This window comes from Lacinutrix sp. C3R15 (assembly GCF_018860825.1).
Classification (GTDB): domain Bacteria; phylum Bacteroidota; class Bacteroidia; order Flavobacteriales; family Flavobacteriaceae; genus Oceanihabitans.
In genome coordinates, this window is sequence record NZ_JAHKPZ010000023.1 from 93,846 (window position 1) to 109,555 (window position 15,710).

General features: G+C 30.3%; 16 protein-coding genes. 8 read left to right on the forward strand and 8 right to left on the reverse strand.

The genetic code is table 11. The features are described 5' to 3' along the window. Positions 1-52: 52 nt before the first annotated feature. The 3 genes from KO494_RS08225 to KO494_RS08235 all read left to right on the forward strand — a co-directional run bounded on the left by KO494_RS08225 (position 53) and on the right by KO494_RS08235 (position 3,256). Positions 53-631 (forward strand): phosphatase PAP2 family protein, encoded by a 579-nt coding sequence (locus KO494_RS08225; RefSeq protein ID WP_215967124.1) that lies wholly within the window; start codon positions 53-55, stop codon positions 629-631. A gap of 328 nt (positions 632-959) precedes the next feature. Next, positions 960-2,828 carry a PAS domain-containing sensor histidine kinase gene (locus KO494_RS08230; RefSeq protein ID WP_215967125.1) on the forward strand — a complete coding sequence of 623 codons (1,869 nt, stop codon included), beginning with the start codon at positions 960-962 and terminating at the stop codon, positions 2,826-2,828. A gap of 2 nt (positions 2,829-2,830) precedes the next feature. Beyond that, the gene (locus KO494_RS08235) at positions 2,831-3,256 is read left to right on the forward strand and encodes a response regulator (protein WP_215967126.1); all 426 of its coding nucleotides are present in this window, start codon (positions 2,831-2,833) and stop codon (positions 3,254-3,256) included. A gap of 7 nt (positions 3,257-3,263) precedes the next feature. Here the strand turns inward: KO494_RS08235 and KO494_RS08240 are convergent, their stop codons facing one another. From KO494_RS08240 to KO494_RS08250, 3 genes are read right to left on the reverse strand one after another with little or no spacing between them, the layout of a single operon-like run. Further along, entirely contained in the window at positions 3,264-4,895 is a 1,632-nt protein-coding gene (locus KO494_RS08240) for a glycosyltransferase family 39 protein (RefSeq protein ID WP_215967127.1), read from the reverse strand. Beyond that, the gene (locus KO494_RS08245) at positions 4,879-5,511 is read right to left on the reverse strand and encodes a lipid-A-disaccharide synthase N-terminal domain-containing protein (protein WP_215967128.1); all 633 of its coding nucleotides are present in this window, start codon (positions 5,509-5,511) and stop codon (positions 4,879-4,881) included. The genes KO494_RS08240 and KO494_RS08245 overlap by 17 nt, the downstream gene beginning before the upstream one ends. Then, on the reverse strand, positions 5,511-6,224 hold the full coding sequence (locus tag KO494_RS08250) for a glycosyltransferase family 2 protein (protein WP_215967129.1): 714 nt from the start codon (positions 6,222-6,224) through the stop codon (positions 5,511-5,513). Before KO494_RS08250 ends, KO494_RS08245 begins: the two co-directional genes overlap by 1 nt. Before the next feature lie 185 nt (positions 6,225-6,409). Here KO494_RS08250 and KO494_RS08255 point away from each other — a divergent pair, with 185 nt between their 5' ends. Further along, a complete protein-coding gene (locus KO494_RS08255) occupies positions 6,410-7,351 on the forward strand; it encodes an NAD(P)-dependent oxidoreductase (RefSeq protein ID WP_215967130.1) in 942 nt (313 codons plus the stop codon). Positions 7,352-7,463: 112 nt separating this feature from the next. On the opposite strand, the gene KO494_RS08260 is transcribed toward KO494_RS08255, so the two are convergent. The 4 genes from KO494_RS08260 to KO494_RS08275 form a co-directional block, all read right to left on the reverse strand. After that, complete coding sequence (locus tag KO494_RS08260; protein WP_215967131.1) at positions 7,464-8,459, reverse strand: phosphotransferase; 996 nt, start codon at positions 8,457-8,459, stop codon at positions 7,464-7,466. Positions 8,460-8,471: 12 nt separating this feature from the next. Continuing rightward, the gene (locus tag KO494_RS08265) at positions 8,472-9,431 is read right to left on the reverse strand and encodes a nucleoside hydrolase (protein WP_215967132.1); all 960 of its coding nucleotides are present in this window, start codon (positions 9,429-9,431) and stop codon (positions 8,472-8,474) included. A gap of 205 nt (positions 9,432-9,636) precedes the next feature. Further along, on the reverse strand, positions 9,637-10,710 hold the full coding sequence (meaB, locus tag KO494_RS08270; RefSeq protein WP_215967133.1) for a methylmalonyl Co-A mutase-associated GTPase MeaB: 1,074 nt from the start codon (positions 10,708-10,710) through the stop codon (positions 9,637-9,639). 104 nt (positions 10,711-10,814) lie between these two features. Further along, a complete protein-coding gene (locus KO494_RS08275) occupies positions 10,815-11,369 on the reverse strand; it encodes a DUF2911 domain-containing protein (RefSeq protein WP_215967134.1) in 555 nt (184 codons plus the stop codon). Positions 11,370-11,543: 174 nt separating this feature from the next. Here KO494_RS08275 and KO494_RS08280 point away from each other — a divergent pair, with 174 nt between their 5' ends. The 4 genes from KO494_RS08280 to KO494_RS08295 all read left to right on the forward strand — a co-directional run bounded on the left by KO494_RS08280 (position 11,544) and on the right by KO494_RS08295 (position 14,936). Continuing rightward, entirely contained in the window at positions 11,544-12,095 is a 552-nt protein-coding gene (locus KO494_RS08280; protein WP_215967135.1) for an RNA polymerase sigma factor, read from the forward strand. After that, positions 12,079-12,642: a hypothetical protein gene (locus KO494_RS08285; RefSeq protein WP_215967136.1), complete on the forward strand. Its 564-nt coding sequence runs from the start codon at positions 12,079-12,081 to the stop codon at positions 12,640-12,642. Before KO494_RS08280 ends, KO494_RS08285 begins: the two co-directional genes overlap by 17 nt. A gap of 12 nt (positions 12,643-12,654) precedes the next feature. Next, positions 12,655-14,160, forward strand: a complete 1,506-nt coding sequence (locus KO494_RS08290) for a hypothetical protein (protein WP_215967137.1) — start codon at positions 12,655-12,657, stop codon at positions 14,158-14,160. Positions 14,161-14,240: 80 nt separating this feature from the next. After that, positions 14,241-14,936, forward strand: a complete 696-nt coding sequence (locus KO494_RS08295) for a peptidoglycan DD-metalloendopeptidase family protein (protein ID WP_215967138.1) — start codon at positions 14,241-14,243, stop codon at positions 14,934-14,936. Here the strand turns inward: KO494_RS08295 and KO494_RS08300 are convergent. Then, complete coding sequence (locus tag KO494_RS08300) at positions 14,926-15,699, reverse strand: T9SS type A sorting domain-containing protein (protein ID WP_215967139.1); 774 nt, start codon at positions 15,697-15,699, stop codon at positions 14,926-14,928. The two genes, KO494_RS08295 and KO494_RS08300, sit on opposite strands and share 11 nt — an antisense overlap. Positions 15,700-15,710 lie beyond the last annotated feature (11 nt).

Sequence of the window (15,710 nt, forward strand, 5' to 3'; positions counted from 1 at the left end):
TTGGGTACCTAAATTATACAATAAGCAAAAAGTAACACCCAAAAAATAGAAAATGATAGACCAACTTATACAAAATGATCAGGAACTTTTCTTGTTTTTAAATAATTTAGGAACACCAACTTGGGATGCTTTCTGGTTGATAATAACCAATAAGCTTACTTTTATTCCTTTATATGCCTTGTTGTTATTTTTTATTTATAAGAAATTCGGACTTAAAACTCTTGGGTTTTCTATCTTGTTAATTGTGCTTATGGTGACTTTTACAGACCAAATTACTAATCTTTTTAAAGATGGTTTTCAACGAGCAAGACCTTGTAGGCAAGAGGGGGTAATGGAAAGAATGCGTTTTATTGCAGTACGTTGTGGTAAGTATGGGTTCTTTTCTGGGCATGCTTCTAACACTATGGCAGCTGCAGTTTTTGCAGGTTTATTACTAAAACCCTATTACAAAAATCTTATTTTTATGTTACTTTTTTGGAGTGTTACTGTAGCATATAGCAGGATTTATGTTGGTGTACATTACCCTTTAGATGTTATTTGCGGTATGAGTTTTGGAGCTCTTTCTGGCTTTATGTTTTATAAAATATTACAGTATGTAATTAAGCGTTTTGTTTTAGAAAAAAACAATTAACTTACTTGAATTGATTATACTTTATAATTTAAAATAGATGTAAAAGCCTAATGTAATAACGGTACTTGTATTGTAGAACTTCTACCTTTTTTTTGCAACACACTTTTTTACTTAAGCAACTGTTTTTTTGTGATAAAAATCTAGAATTATAATTACTTAGTATTAAGTAAAGTATAATAGAAAGAGGTGTTTGTTGCTGATATTGTTGTTTTTTTAATGCATAAGTTCTAAAAAGTTTATTAAAATTAAATTAACTTAGCATTATAGCTAACACTTCTTTTAAGATTTTTATTGCTATAAAAGCAAATGTGTTTATTATTTGAGTCTTATGAAAGCGAATTTAAATCCTGAAACTATAGCTATAATAGCAATAAATAATGATGATATTATTTATCAGTTTAATGATGGTGCCGAAGAGCTATTAGGTTATTCTGCTTCGGAATTAATAGGACAAAAAAAAACTAATTTTTTTATACTCGATGAGGAGTATGAAAAATTTAAAAAAGATATTGCTTCTAAATATAAAATAAAAACTTCCCATTTTAATCCATATACCATTTTAGCTCAAAATGATGATTATGATGCTCGTGAATGGACCGTTGTTAAAAAAGATGGTACTAGATTTATAGCGCACTCCACATTAATCCCTTTAAAAAGTGATAAAGGAGAAAATGTTGGTTTTATGCGAATATTAAAAAACATAACCAATCAAAAAAATATAGAAAACGACTTGCTAAGAAAAAACCAAGTCTTAAACGCAGCAGAGAAAATTACCATGATGGGTAATTGGCAATGGGATACAGTAATAAACAAGGTAGAATGGTCTAGTAATTTATTTAATATTTTTGAAGTTAACCCTAAAGAAAAATTAAACTTCGAGACCTACTTTAGCTTTGTGCATCCCGAAGATAAAGATATTGTTAGTGCGTCTTTTGATAAATCTATAGAAGATAAAAAGTTTTATGATCTTCTGCATCGTATTAAACTTAAAAATGGTAAAATAAAAACAATACAATTACTGGGTGAAGTTGTTTTAGATGAAAATACAGGAGAAGTAATAGAACTAATAGGAACCTGTCAAGATGTTACAGAACAAAGAATGGCAGAGATTAAGTTTAGAGGTTTGCTAGAGTCTGCACCAGATGCTATGGTTATTGTAAATGAGCTTGGTGTTATACAACTAATAAATAAGCAAGCCGAAAAATTATTTGGTTACGCATCTAAAGAACTAATTAATAAGCCAGTAGAGTTATTGATACCCAATAGGTTTAAAAGTAAGCATAGCTCACATCGAGGTTTGTTTTTTAACGCTCCCAAAACTAGAAAAATGGGTGAAGGAAGAGAGCTTTTTGGTGTTAATAAATTTGGAAAAGAAATACCTATACAAATAAGTTTAAGTCCGCTTAAAACAGAAGAAGGCTTACTAGTGTCTGCTGCAATTAGAGATATAACTGTTCAAAAAAAGGCAGAAAATAAAATATTAGAAGCTAATGAGAGGTTAGAAGTTTTAGCAAATAAACTTACAGCACAAAATACACAATTAGCAGATTTTGCGCAGATAACCTCACATAATTTGCGTGCTCCTGTGAGTAATTTAAATTCTTTATTAGGCTTTTATAACATAGCTGAAACAGAAGAAGAGAAAATAATTGCTTTTCAAAAATTTGAAATTGTTATACACCATCTTACAGAGACACTAAATACTTTAATTGAAGCCTTAAAGACAAAAAATAGAACTTCAATACCTATTGAAAAACTTGATTTTAAAGAAGTTTTAGATAAAACTATACAGATTCTTTCTGGTCAAATAATAAGTACAAACACAAAAATTAGTAGTAATTTTGAGGATGTCTCAAATATTAACTATAATAAATCGTATTTAGAGAGTATTTTTCTTAATTTGTTGAGTAATGCTATAAAGTATAAGTCTGAAGATAGAACACCAGAAATTTATATTTATTCTGTTATTGAAGATGGAGTTATAAAACTTAAGTTTAAAGATAACGGTCTAGGTATTGACTTAAAAAGACATGGCCATAAACTATTTGGCTTAAATAAAGTTTTTCATAGACATCCTGATGCTAATGGAGTAGGTTTGTTTATGACTAAAGTGCAAATTGAATCTCTAGGAGGTACAATATCTGTTGAAAGTGAAGTGAATGTAGGCTCTACTTTTAGTGTTAATTTTAAAGAATAATAATGAATAAAAATTTTAATTTTTGTATTGTTGATGATGATGATATCTATCAATTTACTATAAAAAAAACCATACAAGCTTTAAATTACTCCAAAAGTATTATTGCCTTTTCAGATGGAGAAGAAGCGCTGCATTTTATGCTGGATAATCTTACTAATGAAGAAGAGCTTCCTGATATTATTCTACTAGATATAAACATGCCTATAATGGATGGGTTTCAGTTTATGGAAGAATTTATAAAAATTAAACCTAAATTAAGTAAAAAAATAACCATTTATATGGCATCTTCTTCTGTAGATGAGACAGATATTAAAAAAGCACATGAAATAAGTGAAATTTCAGATTATATTATTAAACCTATTAAACAGGGTAAAATAAAATCTATTATTGAAATATTTCTGAAGGAAAAAAATACAGAGACAAAATAAAAAACTATTATTTTTTAGTAAGCATATAATAATCACACATTAATCTTCCGTTATACTTTCTAGAATCTTTTGAAGCTGTATTTAAATCATAGGTAGCAACTTTTTCAATAGTATATAAAGTATTTAATATAGCTTGATCTTCTGGGCTTATGCCATTTGCTAACATGCCAAAAGTATTTTCTTTTGGAAAATGAAAAGTATTGTCTTTTTTAATTTCAGGAATTTTATTGCCAAACTGCCATATCATTTCTGGAGCAACATAATTAAAACCATATACTTGTATTTTCTTGGCAGAAGCCTCTTCTTTTAAATTAAAAATAGGTTTGTAATTTGTGCTTGTTAATGCATTGCTTAATGGCGAAACTGTTAGTAAAACCGAAACAAAGAAAAGTACAGTATATATATAAACCTGTTCTATGTTTTTCCTTTTTAATTGTATTAAAATAGAAATACCAAGTGTTACTAAAAGAACAGAGGCTACCAGATACCAAAACCAGTAACCAGATAAGTTTTCTTTTAAAAACAGATATGCTACTACAGGAAATATAATTCCTATACAAGCAATTAAACCAAAGTTGAAATATACAGGAATGGTTTCTTTTTTATCTTTTAAGTCTTTAAATTTTCTAATGATGTATTCTATATAAAAACCAATATTTATAGATAACGGAATTAATATAGGCATTAAGTAACGCGATTTCTTTTCAGGAATTATAGATAGTAAAACAACCGCAAGAATTGTCCATAAAAAAGAAAAAGTATACGCTTTTTTATTGCTTACTTTATTTTTTAAATACGGATATAACAAACTAATAAAAGCAGGAATTGTCCATAAACCACTTTGAGTAAAAAAGCTCCAATAGTAGTAGAAAGGTCTTACGTTATAGCTAGACCAATTACCTGTTTCTCTTTTAGTAATAGCTTCAAACGTAGCAGGATCTTGTAGTCTTACATATATAAACCACCAAGCACCAATACATAAAGTAAGTAGTAAAATACTAAAGTATGAAAAAGCTTTTCTTTTAAAATTACTGTATTTAAAAGTTATACCAAAAGCAATTAAAAAAGGAAGTAACAAAGCATACATAGATACTGGCCCTTTGCACATAAAAGATAAACCTATAAATACACCTGCAAGTAGTGTGTTTTTCCAATAGTTTTTTTCTTTAATAAACAGTAAGAATAAATGGTAGATTGCAACTAGCATAAAACCATGTGTAAAAATATCCCAAGGAGCTTCAATAATAATTCCTATTACATAAAAGGAGCTAATTGTAATTAGTGCATTAATAAAACTATGGGTATTGTTTTTAAGTATTAACAGAGAGAGTTTATAAATAAAACTACCAATAAGCATCACCATAAGTACTGCAGGAAGACGTAAGCCAAAAACACTTTTAATTCCAAAAATAAAACTAGAAATAGCAGCTAGCCATGTAGGTAAAGGTGGTTTTTCATAGCGCGCTTCTCCATTCATGGTAGTTAGTAACCAATGGTTGTCTTGAACCATTTCACGCGCAGTTATAAAATTACGCGCTTCCATAATAGAAACAGGAATAGCATCTAAATTGGGTAAAAGCATGAAAGCAACCAAAATACAAATGCTAATTATTGGGTGTTTTTCAAGTGTTTTTAACATGATCTTTTTTTAATAATATTAAATTTCGGCTGTAAATAATAGCACCTAAAACATGACCAATAAATAAAACAGGATCTTTTCTAATGATAGCGTAGATTAAAATTAACGAAGAACCAATTAAGCTTAAAAGCCAAAAACCAAAAGGTAAAGACGATTCTTTTTGTTTTTCAGAATATAACCATTGAAATACAAATCGTAAGGTGAAAACTATTTGCGAAACAATACCCAAAAGCAATAACCAAAACGGAATAGCTTCATTTTTAAACAAGCGTTCTACATCTATGGTATTATTATTAAAATAAAAGATAGAAATAAAAACAGGAACAAAAAGTAAAAACCAACGAAAAACTTTCGGAAATTTTTGCCATTGGTTTTGTAGTTGTAAATTTCTTATATAAATAAAATAGGTAAGTCCTTGACCCAGCATAATAGCAAAATCATCACGTAAATAGCCATATACAAAAAGTAAAAAAGAGGCAAATAAGCTAAGGGTCCAAAATAAGGTTGGTGTAATAACCTTTTTTTGTTTTTCACTAGTTATCCATTGTATAATTAGTCTGGAAGAGAATAATATTTGTGCAGCAAACCCAATGCTATATACTAGCCAGTTACTCATTATCCTTGTTTTGAAACGGTGTAATTAATGTATTTTTTCTTCATCCATAAATAGGCAAAACAATCTGCTAAAGGACCAAGTAATCTATTCCAAACACCAAATTTTGCTTGACCAGCAATTCTAGGAAAATGTTGTACAGGAATTTGTGTAATTTTACCATCTTGCAACAATATCATGGCTGGTAAAAATCTATGTAAACCTTTAAACATTGGTATGCGTTTGGCATATTCGGTTTTTATAACTTTTAAAGGGCAACCAGTATCATCCATACCATCATGCGTAAAACTTCTTCTAATTCCGTTTGCTATTTTAGAAGACATGTTTTTTACAAAACTATCTTTTCGTTTAGCACGAACTCCTGTAACTAAATCATAAGTGTCAATATGCTCTAACAGCAAATTAAAATCTTCAGGAGCAGTTTGTAAATCACTATCAATATAACCCACAAGTGCTGTGGTAGTATGATCAAATCCAGCTTTAATAGCAGCGCTTAAGCCTCTGTTTTCTTTAAAAGAAATAAAGGAAAACACTGTGTTTCTGTTGCAAATAGTTTCAATAATTTCCTGACTTTTGTCTTTAGAGCCATCATTAACAAATAGAATTTTTGTAGGTTTTGTGGCTATTTTTGTATAGGAGAGTAATTCTTTTTCAACACGTAATAAATTATCTTCTTCATTATAAACAGGTACAACTATGGTAAAAGCAAAATTCATATCATGTAAACTTATTAATGCAAATGTATTCTTTTTTTGGCAATAGAAATTCTTTGTAAAAAAAAATATGTTTCTTTGTAGTATAATACTTTTATATGAACCTTCCATAAAGATCTTTTGATAAAAAAAGACCTGACTACATATGGGAGCACCATGTGACCGTTAAAAAAAAATAGAATAGACACATGAAAATTTTAATAACAGGAGCAGCAGGTTTTATTGGCTCACATACAGCAGAACGTTTAAAAGACTTAGGGCATGAAGTTGTTGGTGTAGATAATTTTTCACCATATTATAGTATAGAACTAAAAAAGTTAAATGAAAAAGCCCTTGCAGAAAAAGGTATTACCATTATAAATAAAGATTTGCGTGATACTGATTTAGCTGAAGTTTTACCAAAAGACATAAACTATATCTTTCATTACGCTGCACAGCCAGGAATATCTAAAACATCTACGTTTGAAGATTATTTTAGTAACAATATAATTGCTACTAAAAACCTGATAGATTATGCGCTTACTTTAAGTGATTTAGAATTGTTTGTAAATATAGGAACTTCTTCTATTTACGGATTAGAGGCTACTTTTCCTGAAAATGTAGCTCCAAAACCAGCTTCGCATTATGGCGTTACTAAATTAGCAGCAGAGCAGTTAGTGCTTCAAAAAAGTAGAGAAAAAGTCTTTAAAGCATGTTCTTTGCGCTTATACTCGGTAATTGGACCTCGTGAAAGACCAGAGAAAATGTACACCAAGTTAATTGCCTGTGCATATAATAAAGATGCTTTTCCTTTATATAGTGGTAGTGCAACACACTTGCGTAGCTTTACCTATGTAGGTGATATTGTAGATGGCGTTGTGGCTGTTGTTACTAATGAAGAAAAAGTAGATGGTGAAATTATTAATCTTGGTACAGAGGTAGAACATACTACACAAGAAGGTATTGAGGCTGTTGAAAAAGTAATAGGAAAATCTATTACTATAGATCATGTAGAAGCTAGAGTAGGAGACCAATTACGTACAAAAGCAAATATTGATAAGGCTAAAAAGTTACTAAATTACAATCCGAAAACTACCTTGTTAGAAGGTGTAGAATCTCAGGTGAATTGGTATAAAGAGAATTTTTTATAGAATTTTGTTTTAGAGCTATTTCTATGTAAATCGTTCTATATTTTATTATAAAAAAAAGCACTGTTTTTAAAACAGTGCTTTTTTGTTTACTTAACTTTTAAAGGTTTATTTATTAAGTATCTGTTTTAGTCGTGCCTTTCATTATTAATGTATATGCTAATTGTAGTAAGTTTTCTTTTTCTTTTAGAGATCGTGTAATAGGTAGTTGCGCCAAACCAATTAAGCGACGCATAATTTCTATACCTGTAACTTGTTCTAAAAGTATGGCGTTTATAGTACTTGGGTAGCTTTTTTTAATAAAAGCAAGTGCACTTTTATTCTGTAATATTAAAATAGAATGCGCTGCAAGAACACCAAGATCAAACTCTTTAAAACCTAAAAAACTAAACTCTGGATCAATACTATATATTTGATTGTTTTTTGTCATCCAGCTTCCAGGATAAAAATCACCATGTATTAAGGTGGTGCCTTCAGATAGATATTGACTTCCAATCTCCTTAATTTTCTGTTTTAGTACTGCATCTTTTTTATAAGGTAAAGAAAGCGTTTCTAATCCTGCTTGTATTTCATTTAAAGAAAAACCATTGTTTTCTATAAATGGTAGTTCAAAAATATGTTGGTAATTTAATAAGCGTAATTCTTTATTTTCCGGATAGTCTTTAGGTGCCTTTGCGTTATGAATATTAGCAACAATTTGAACCAGTAATTCCAGTTGCTTTGTTTCTAATGTTCTAGTATTATATAAATAAGTCATGTCTTCACATGCGCCTAAATCTTCAAGAATTAGTAAATGGTTTTCGGCATTATATTTTAAAACCTTAGGAAAATGTTTGTTTAGTAACGCATTGCTAGAAATGGTTTTGTAAAATTGATATTCCACATCAATACGCTTTATTGGTGCTTCAATATCTTTATACTTTTGTACAAACGGTCGCGATTGTTTTGCAATAAAAGAACGCATATTGGTTTCAATACGCAAAACCACATTCATATTACCTTCACCAGGTTTGGTAATATTTATTATGTATTCATTGGTAGTATTAAAAAAATTAATTTCTTGTAATAATTTTTTAATATCCTCCTTAGGAGTTTGTAGGTCAATAAACATAAAAGTGTGTAATTATAGGTTTTTTAAAGTATTCCAGAAATGCGTTGTCATTGCATTTACATCTATTTTAGTGTGTATACCAATGCTACGTTGTGTGTTTTCAGGTGGAGTTAAAAAATAATTTATGGTAGATAATTCTGGATGCGCTAAGGCTTCAATTATAGCAACATCCCACATAATCCATTTTTCTTTTTCAGGATCTTCTTTAGTCCACCAACGAGCGTATGTTTCCCATCTGTTTACTAAATAACTAGCTATCCCTTTTTTGTTTTTTAAATGGCTATCTACTTCTTGTTTTGTAAATACTAAATGCTGACTTGTGGTAGCTGTCATTACATTAAAATCTAACGTTTTGGTATTGAGTAAAACTTCAACAGCAATAGGGTCATTGCCAGAATTAAATTCTTTTTTATTATATACATTGGTGTTAGGAGTGTGCCAAAAGCCTAGATAATGTACTTTTATTTTAGAAATTATCGAAGGGTCTTCTAAAATAGCAGAAGCAACATTAGTGCATGCGCCTAAAATAACCACATGTAATTTTTCATTGTGTTTCATTTTATGCGCTGTTTCTATGATAAATTGAGAAGCTTCAGAAGACATTGGTTTATCATATTCTTTTAAAGGTGTATTACTTCCTAACGGAAGTGCAATTCCTTTAACATGCATCAATTGTATGATTTCTTCATTAATTTTCTGGCTTTCTAGTACTGTGTTTTCAGAAGCTAATGGAGACGTGTGAAATTGTGCTGAGTTTATTGCTAGTAGATTAAATGCAGGTTCTAAAATAGCGCTTACAATAGCGTATAAATCATCTACTTCATTTGCAGTATCTGCATCAATAATTAAATTTAATTTGTTGGTTTCTTGTGCTTTTACAGAAAGACAACAAAAAAGAAAAAGAACACTAAAAAAGAAAAAGCTTCCTTTTTTTAATAGTCTGCTTCGGTTTAAAAACTTGTAAAAAATCATAAAAATAGTCTAAGTGCTTTTATGGTGTTGGTTAATTAAAGGGTATGTGTGTTTAAAATACTAGTAACGTTTATACTAGGGAAGTAAAAGCACATGAAAAGTATGAGTCGTAAAAACTACAGTTTATTACTAATAAAGAAATGTTTTTTTATAAAGAATACTGCTTTTATAACGAATAGTAATTTTAAACCTATAGTAAACGGTTTTATTTTAATGCTAATAAATAATCTGCAGCCGCAAAAGGAGTGGTTTTGTTTTCTTCAATAAGTTGCAATTGTTTTTGTAAAGCATCCTTAATTTTAGCATCATTAAAAAAGGAACTTTTTAATTGCTCTTCAATGGTTTGAATGAGCCAAAACTTATTCTGTTCGTTTCGGTTGTGGTTTAAGTAGTTGTTTTTGGTAGTAATTTTAATATAGTCTTGAATTATTTTCCAGATACTATCAATTCCTTGGTTATGTAAAGCACTGCATAAAGTTACTTTTGGTTGCCAGGAAGAATCTTTTTCAGGATAGAGGTGCAGCGCTCTGTTAAATTCTACTTTAGCAAGTTTTGCACTTTTAGCATTTTCACCATCTGCTTTATTAATAGCAATGGCATCTGCCATTTCAATAATACCTCGTTTTATACCCTGTAACTCATCTCCTGCACCTGCAAGTTTTAGCAGTAAAAAGAAATCTACCATACTGTGTACCGCAGTTTCGCTTTGGCCAACACCAACCGTTTCAATAATAATAGTATCAAAACCAGCAGCTTCACAAAGAATAATAGTTTCACGTGTTTTTCTGGCAACTCCACCAAGAGATTCTCCAGAAGGAGAGGGTCTTATAAAGGCATTTTTGTCTTTTACCAAGTCTTCCATTCTGGTTTTGTCTCCAAGAATACTTCCTTTGGTTAATGAGCTACTTGGGTCAATTGCTAATACGGCAACTTTCTTTCCTTGAGCAGTTAAATAAGATCCAAAAGCTTCAATAAAAGTGCTTTTTCCAACTCCAGGAACTCCAGTAATACCAATGCGAATAGATTTGTTAGCATGTGGTAAACAAGCTTTAATTATGGTGTTTGCTTTTTCTAAATGTGAGGTGTTTTTACTCTCAACTAAAGTAATAGCTCTACTTAAAGCGGTAATGTTTCCTTTTAAAATTTGCGAAACTAAATCTGCAGCACTTGGTTGTGCTTTACGTTTTTGTTTAATTTTATTTATAGAACTAGCATTGGTGATTTCACTTTGTGAAACCCCTTCTTGTTCTTGTAATGCAGATTTTTTTTGTTTTGCCAATATTGTTTTTTTTAATTGCTAAAATAAAATGTTTTTGGCTTTTGTATCAATTTATAACTAATTATTTCAATGGTAGCTGCGCAGTTGTATACTGTGAAGTAAACTTATTTCAATGGCACCACAACCATTGTGTCATCCCAAGCCATTGTTAAAGACAGGTTGTCTGTAGAATTGTCAAAACCAATAGTAAATTGCTCTACATTAGTATCAATTTTTTTAACAGGTACGCTAATGTTTACAACATCAAATTCTGGAACACGCATAGGTTTCATCTCCATGTCTACTCCCCAAGGATATTGTTTTGAGTTAAACATTACATTCCACGCTGTATCATTAGGTATGGTCCAAATAGTATATTTTCCTGCAGGAAGCGAATCTTTGCCTATTTTTAAGGATTTATTAGTTTCAAAAGTAGTCGCTTCATTTGCTCCTGTACGCCAAACTTGATTATAAGGTACTAGTGCTCCAAAAATTTCACGATTTCTTTTAGATGGTCTGTTGTAAAAAACACGTAGCTTAATATCTTCTACCTGAAAACTCACTGTTTTTTCAGGGCTTAATTTTTTGCTAAATAAACCATCGTTTTTATATGAATATATAGAAACTGCAACCAATGCAATAGCTAATATGCCTATAAGCCACTTTAAAAACCTATTCATTTTTATTTGTTTGTTTTAAATAAATTAACCGTGTAAAGATACTTTAAAGTAAGCATCTTTAAAAAGCTAAGGCGGTTTTCTTAACATATTTTTAAAAAAATAGTATCTTTTTTGCAACACAATCATTTTTTAATCGTCTTTAAATTAAACCAACCTAAAACAAAAGATAAAAGCGTGTTTCAAACAGAAATCATTGAAAAATGCAAACAGAACAATCGGCTAGCACAAATGCAGTTGTACAACCAGTATTGCAATGGTATGTATATTGTTGCGCATCGATTTGTAAAGGATGCAGCAGCGGCAGAAGATGTAGTGCAAGAGGCTTTTATTAAAGCGTTTGCTAAACTACATCAATACAAGGCAGAAGTTACTTTTGGAGCTTGGTTAAAACGCATTGTTGTTAATAAGAGTATTGATTATATAAAATCTAAAAAGCAACAAATTATTGCTTTAGAAGAAGTGCACTTAAAAGTAATTGATACTCCAAACGACGACAAATGGTTAGTAGATGATGCAATTACCATTACAGAAGTTAAAAACGCTATTAATACTTTATCCGATAAATATAGATATGTAGTAATGCTTTTTTTAATGGAAGGTTATGATCATCAGGAAATTTCTGAAATATTAAACATATCACAAGTTGCATCTAGAACGCAATTATCTAGAGGAAAACAAAAATTGCAAGAATTATTAAAACACAAAAAAGATGGCACAAGATATTAGAGATTTATTAAAGCAAGATTTGCAAGAGCAAAACACTAAAATGCCAGAAAATCATGAAGCCAGATTTCTAGATAAACTAAACAAGGCTTTACCAGAAAAGCAAAAACCAAACTATTATTGGTTGCAAATAGCAGCAAGTGTTGCTGTGTTTGTTGGTTTAAGTTTTGGTGTCTATACGTATTTTAATACTCCTTTGGTACAAGTACCAACTACTACAAAAACGGTAGTTGCTACTAAAACTTTAGGAGATGTCTCGCCAGATTTAAAAAAGGTAGAAGATTATTATTTAGCAAATATAAATCTTGAACTATCAAAAGTAAAATTAACACCAGAAAACAAAGAAATGTTTGATGGCTACGTACAGCGATTAGAAGATTTAAAAAAAGAATACAACAAATTATCTGTAGAGTTAACCCAAGATGGGCCAACAGAGCAAACCATTAATGCGCTTATTGATAATTTAAAATTTAGATTAAACTTATTACACAGATTAAAAGAACAATTAAAAACATTAAGTACGCTAGATACCAATCAAGACGTAATTTAAAAACATATAAAAATGAACACTATAAAAATAACAATACTTCTGTTTTTTGTAACTATAAGTAGTACAGCACAACAAAAACTAGAAAAAACAGCAAAGTCTATACATGTAGATAAAAATGCTACAATAGCTATAAATACAAGCCATACCAATGTTGAAATAGAAACATGGAATAAAGATATTATTGAAATAGAAGCTTATATAGAAAGCGATCAGTTATCTAAAGAAGCATTGCAAAAAGTTTATGACGCTTGGCAAGTACAAGTAGATGGTACTAAGCAATTGGTAACTATAAATACAGAGGAGTCTTTAAACTCTTGGTCTAATGAAGGTATTGCTCTTTTTGATGATAACTCCTTAGAGGCGCTTAAAGAATTAGAATTTAAATTAGCAGACTTGCCAGTAATGCCTTTGGTTGAAGGGATTATGGAATCTTTAAATATTAAGGATATGCCAAAAATGCCAAACCTTCCAGAATTGCCAGAAGGAATGACTAACTTTAATTTTGATTATGAAAAGTACCAGGAAGAAGGGGAGGATTATTTAGAAAAATGGAGCCAGGAATACGAAGACAAATACGGAAAATCATATTCTAATAAAATGGAAAATTGGGCTAAAAATTTTGATGAAGAAGATTGGAAAGATTATGAAAAGAAAATGGAAGCTTGGGGAGAAAAATTTGGTAACAATTTTGAAGAACAGTTTGGCGATGAATTGGAACAACGAATGGAAGAATGGGGAGAAGCCTTTGGTGAAAGTTTTGAAAAAAAGATGGAAGCTTGGGCCGAAAACCTTGAAAAATCTATAGAAGAAAGTGACTTTGAAGAAAATGTAGAAGCTTGGGGAGAAGCATTAGGAAGGCGTATTGAAGAATCTTTAGAGCGCTCTTTAGGTGAAGAATCAAACCATGAGAATGCTACAGAAGATGCGTTTTCTGCTTATAGAACATCAAACTTAAAAGTAAAAAAGATTATTAAAATTAAAATGCCTAAAAATGCCAAACTAAAAATGAATGTAAGACATGGTGCACTTATTCTTACATCTTCAATACACAATGCCAAGGCAGATATTTCACACTCTAAAGTAGTAATGCAAAGTATTGATGGAAGCCAGTCTTCCATCAATATTTCTTATTCACCGGTAACAATTGTTAACTGGAATGCAGGCGAATTAAAACTAAATTATGTAGATCAGGCAAAAATAGAAAAAGCAAATAGCTTAGTGTTAAGTGCAAACTCTTCAAATGTTACTATAAATACTGTTTCTAGTACGGCAGTTATTGATGGTAGTTTTGGTGATTTGGTTATTGGTAATATCTCTAATGATTTTAAAAATATTAGTCTCATGTTAGAAAACAGCGAAGCTAATGTAAAACTGCCTCAAGCAGATTATAACTTGTTTTATAAAGGCACAAAATCTTTATTTAATAACAAAAGTACTTCTAGTAAAACAGTAAATAGTGATAGTAACAAAACCATAGTGATTAATGCAAAATATAGTAATGTGGTAATAAAAAAATAAGTGTATTTATGCTAAAGACAAACAGTATAGATTTCAAGTTTTATACATTTATGCTTACTTTTGAAAGAAACTAATTTCTAATGAAATCTAAAGATTTTTTCGCTCTCTTAAATAATATCTCTACGCTGCCAATTCATGTAATAGATGCAACTATTCCCATATCGCAATATATTGCTATCAATGTATCTGAAAACAATATAGATCTAAATACTTTTAATGTTTCTTCTTCTCTTGCTTGGCAGGAATATATAGATCGCTATCTTCAAAAACATCATAAAAAAATAGCCTTTGGTGGCTATTTAGAACAACGTAATATCTATAAGCGTAGTACCTATTTTAACCAAGAAAATAATGAGGAGGAACGCAATATACATCTAGGTGTAGATTTATGGGTTGCTGCAGGAACCAAAATACTAACTCCTTTAGATGCCACTGTACATAGTTTTAAAAATAATACCCATTATGGAGATTATGGGCCAACCATAATTTTAAAACACATTATTAATGAGGAAGAATTCTTCACTCTGTATGGACATTTAAGTGTAGCATCCATTCAAGGTTTAAAAGTTGGGCAATATTTTAAAGCTGGAGAGTGTATTGCAACTTTAGGAGATGCTTCTGTTAATGGAGATTATGCACCACATCTACACTTTCAAATTATTAAAGATTTAGAAAATAACGTAGGCGATTATCCTGGTGTTTGCAGCAAAAAAAATCTGGACAGATTTAAAATAAACTGCCCAGATCCTAACACATTACTTAAACTTAATTATTGATTAATATTTTAAATGTAGCAATTGCATCATCTACAGAGGTGATTGTTACAAAATATAAGGCTTCCTCTAAATGTTTTATAGGAATAGCAATAGAATTACCATTCATATTCTTATTTTTAATTTGTTGTATAAGTTTACCGTCTAGTGTATGTATTTTTATGTTTTTAATATTTGAAACGGTATTTGTTTTTATATACATCACATCGCTTACAGGGTTTGGAAATACCGAAATACTAGAAGTAAAGTTATTTTCTTCAGTAGTAAGTGTAGCTAATATTATGTCGTTTGCTGTTCCTAAAATATCTATACCGCTAGTGTTTGCTACTCCACTGCCATTAGGGTTTCCATTAGATGCTATGTCATGAGTAATCAATATGTTTTCAGAAGTGGCAACTACTTCAAAAACAGCAGTAAATACAGTTGAGGTTCCGGTTACGTCGTTAAATAAATTACCAGCAGAGTATTTTATCAATCCAGATTCTGAGGTAATCGTTTGTATTGCATCTAAATACGTATTGTCAGGAGTAAAGCTATTTAATTGTATAGCAGAATCATTGTAGTTTAAATAAATTTGTACCACTCTGTATGGTGTCGTTCCTGCAACAGCTTCAAGTGTATAGGTAAAGGTTTCTCCAACCTCTAAAGGAGGAGTAGCATCTACACTTGCGACTAAGTCAACGGTTTGTGCAAATGAGCTTAAAGAGCAAATTAATAATCCTAGTATGAATACTATTTTTTGTCTGAGTTTTTGCATGTTTTTCATAATTATAATTT

Excerpts from the sequence above, each read along its gene's own strand:
- KO494_RS08225 (WP_215967124.1), top strand. The coding sequence starts at position 53 with ATGATAGACCAACTTATACAAAATGATCAGGAACTTTTCTTGTTTTTA.
- KO494_RS08230 (WP_215967125.1), top strand. The coding sequence starts at position 960 with ATGAAAGCGAATTTAAATCCTGAAACTATAGCTATAATAGCAATAAAT.
- KO494_RS08235 (WP_215967126.1), top strand. The coding sequence starts at position 2,831 with ATGAATAAAAATTTTAATTTTTGTATTGTTGATGATGATGATATCTAT.
- KO494_RS08240 (WP_215967127.1), bottom strand. The coding sequence starts at position 4,895 with ATGTTAAAAACACTTGAAAAACACCCAATAATTAGCATTTGTATTTTG.
- KO494_RS08245 (WP_215967128.1), bottom strand. The coding sequence starts at position 5,511 with ATGAGTAACTGGCTAGTATATAGCATTGGGTTTGCTGCACAAATATTA.
- KO494_RS08250 (WP_215967129.1), bottom strand. The coding sequence starts at position 6,224 with ATGAATTTTGCTTTTACCATAGTTGTACCTGTTTATAATGAAGAAGAT.
- KO494_RS08255 (WP_215967130.1), top strand. The coding sequence starts at position 6,410 with ATGAAAATTTTAATAACAGGAGCAGCAGGTTTTATTGGCTCACATACA.
- KO494_RS08260 (WP_215967131.1), bottom strand. The coding sequence starts at position 8,459 with ATGTTTATTGACCTACAAACTCCTAAGGAGGATATTAAAAAATTATTA.
- KO494_RS08265 (WP_215967132.1), bottom strand. The coding sequence starts at position 9,431 with ATGATTTTTTACAAGTTTTTAAACCGAAGCAGACTATTAAAAAAAGGA.
- KO494_RS08275 (WP_215967134.1), bottom strand. The coding sequence starts at position 11,369 with ATGAATAGGTTTTTAAAGTGGCTTATAGGCATATTAGCTATTGCATTG.
- KO494_RS08285 (WP_215967136.1), top strand. The coding sequence starts at position 12,079 with ATGGCACAAGATATTAGAGATTTATTAAAGCAAGATTTGCAAGAGCAA.
- KO494_RS08290 (WP_215967137.1), top strand. The coding sequence starts at position 12,655 with ATGAACACTATAAAAATAACAATACTTCTGTTTTTTGTAACTATAAGT.
- KO494_RS08295 (WP_215967138.1), top strand. The coding sequence starts at position 14,241 with ATGAAATCTAAAGATTTTTTCGCTCTCTTAAATAATATCTCTACGCTG.
- KO494_RS08300 (WP_215967139.1), bottom strand. The coding sequence starts at position 15,699 with ATGAAAAACATGCAAAAACTCAGACAAAAAATAGTATTCATACTAGGA.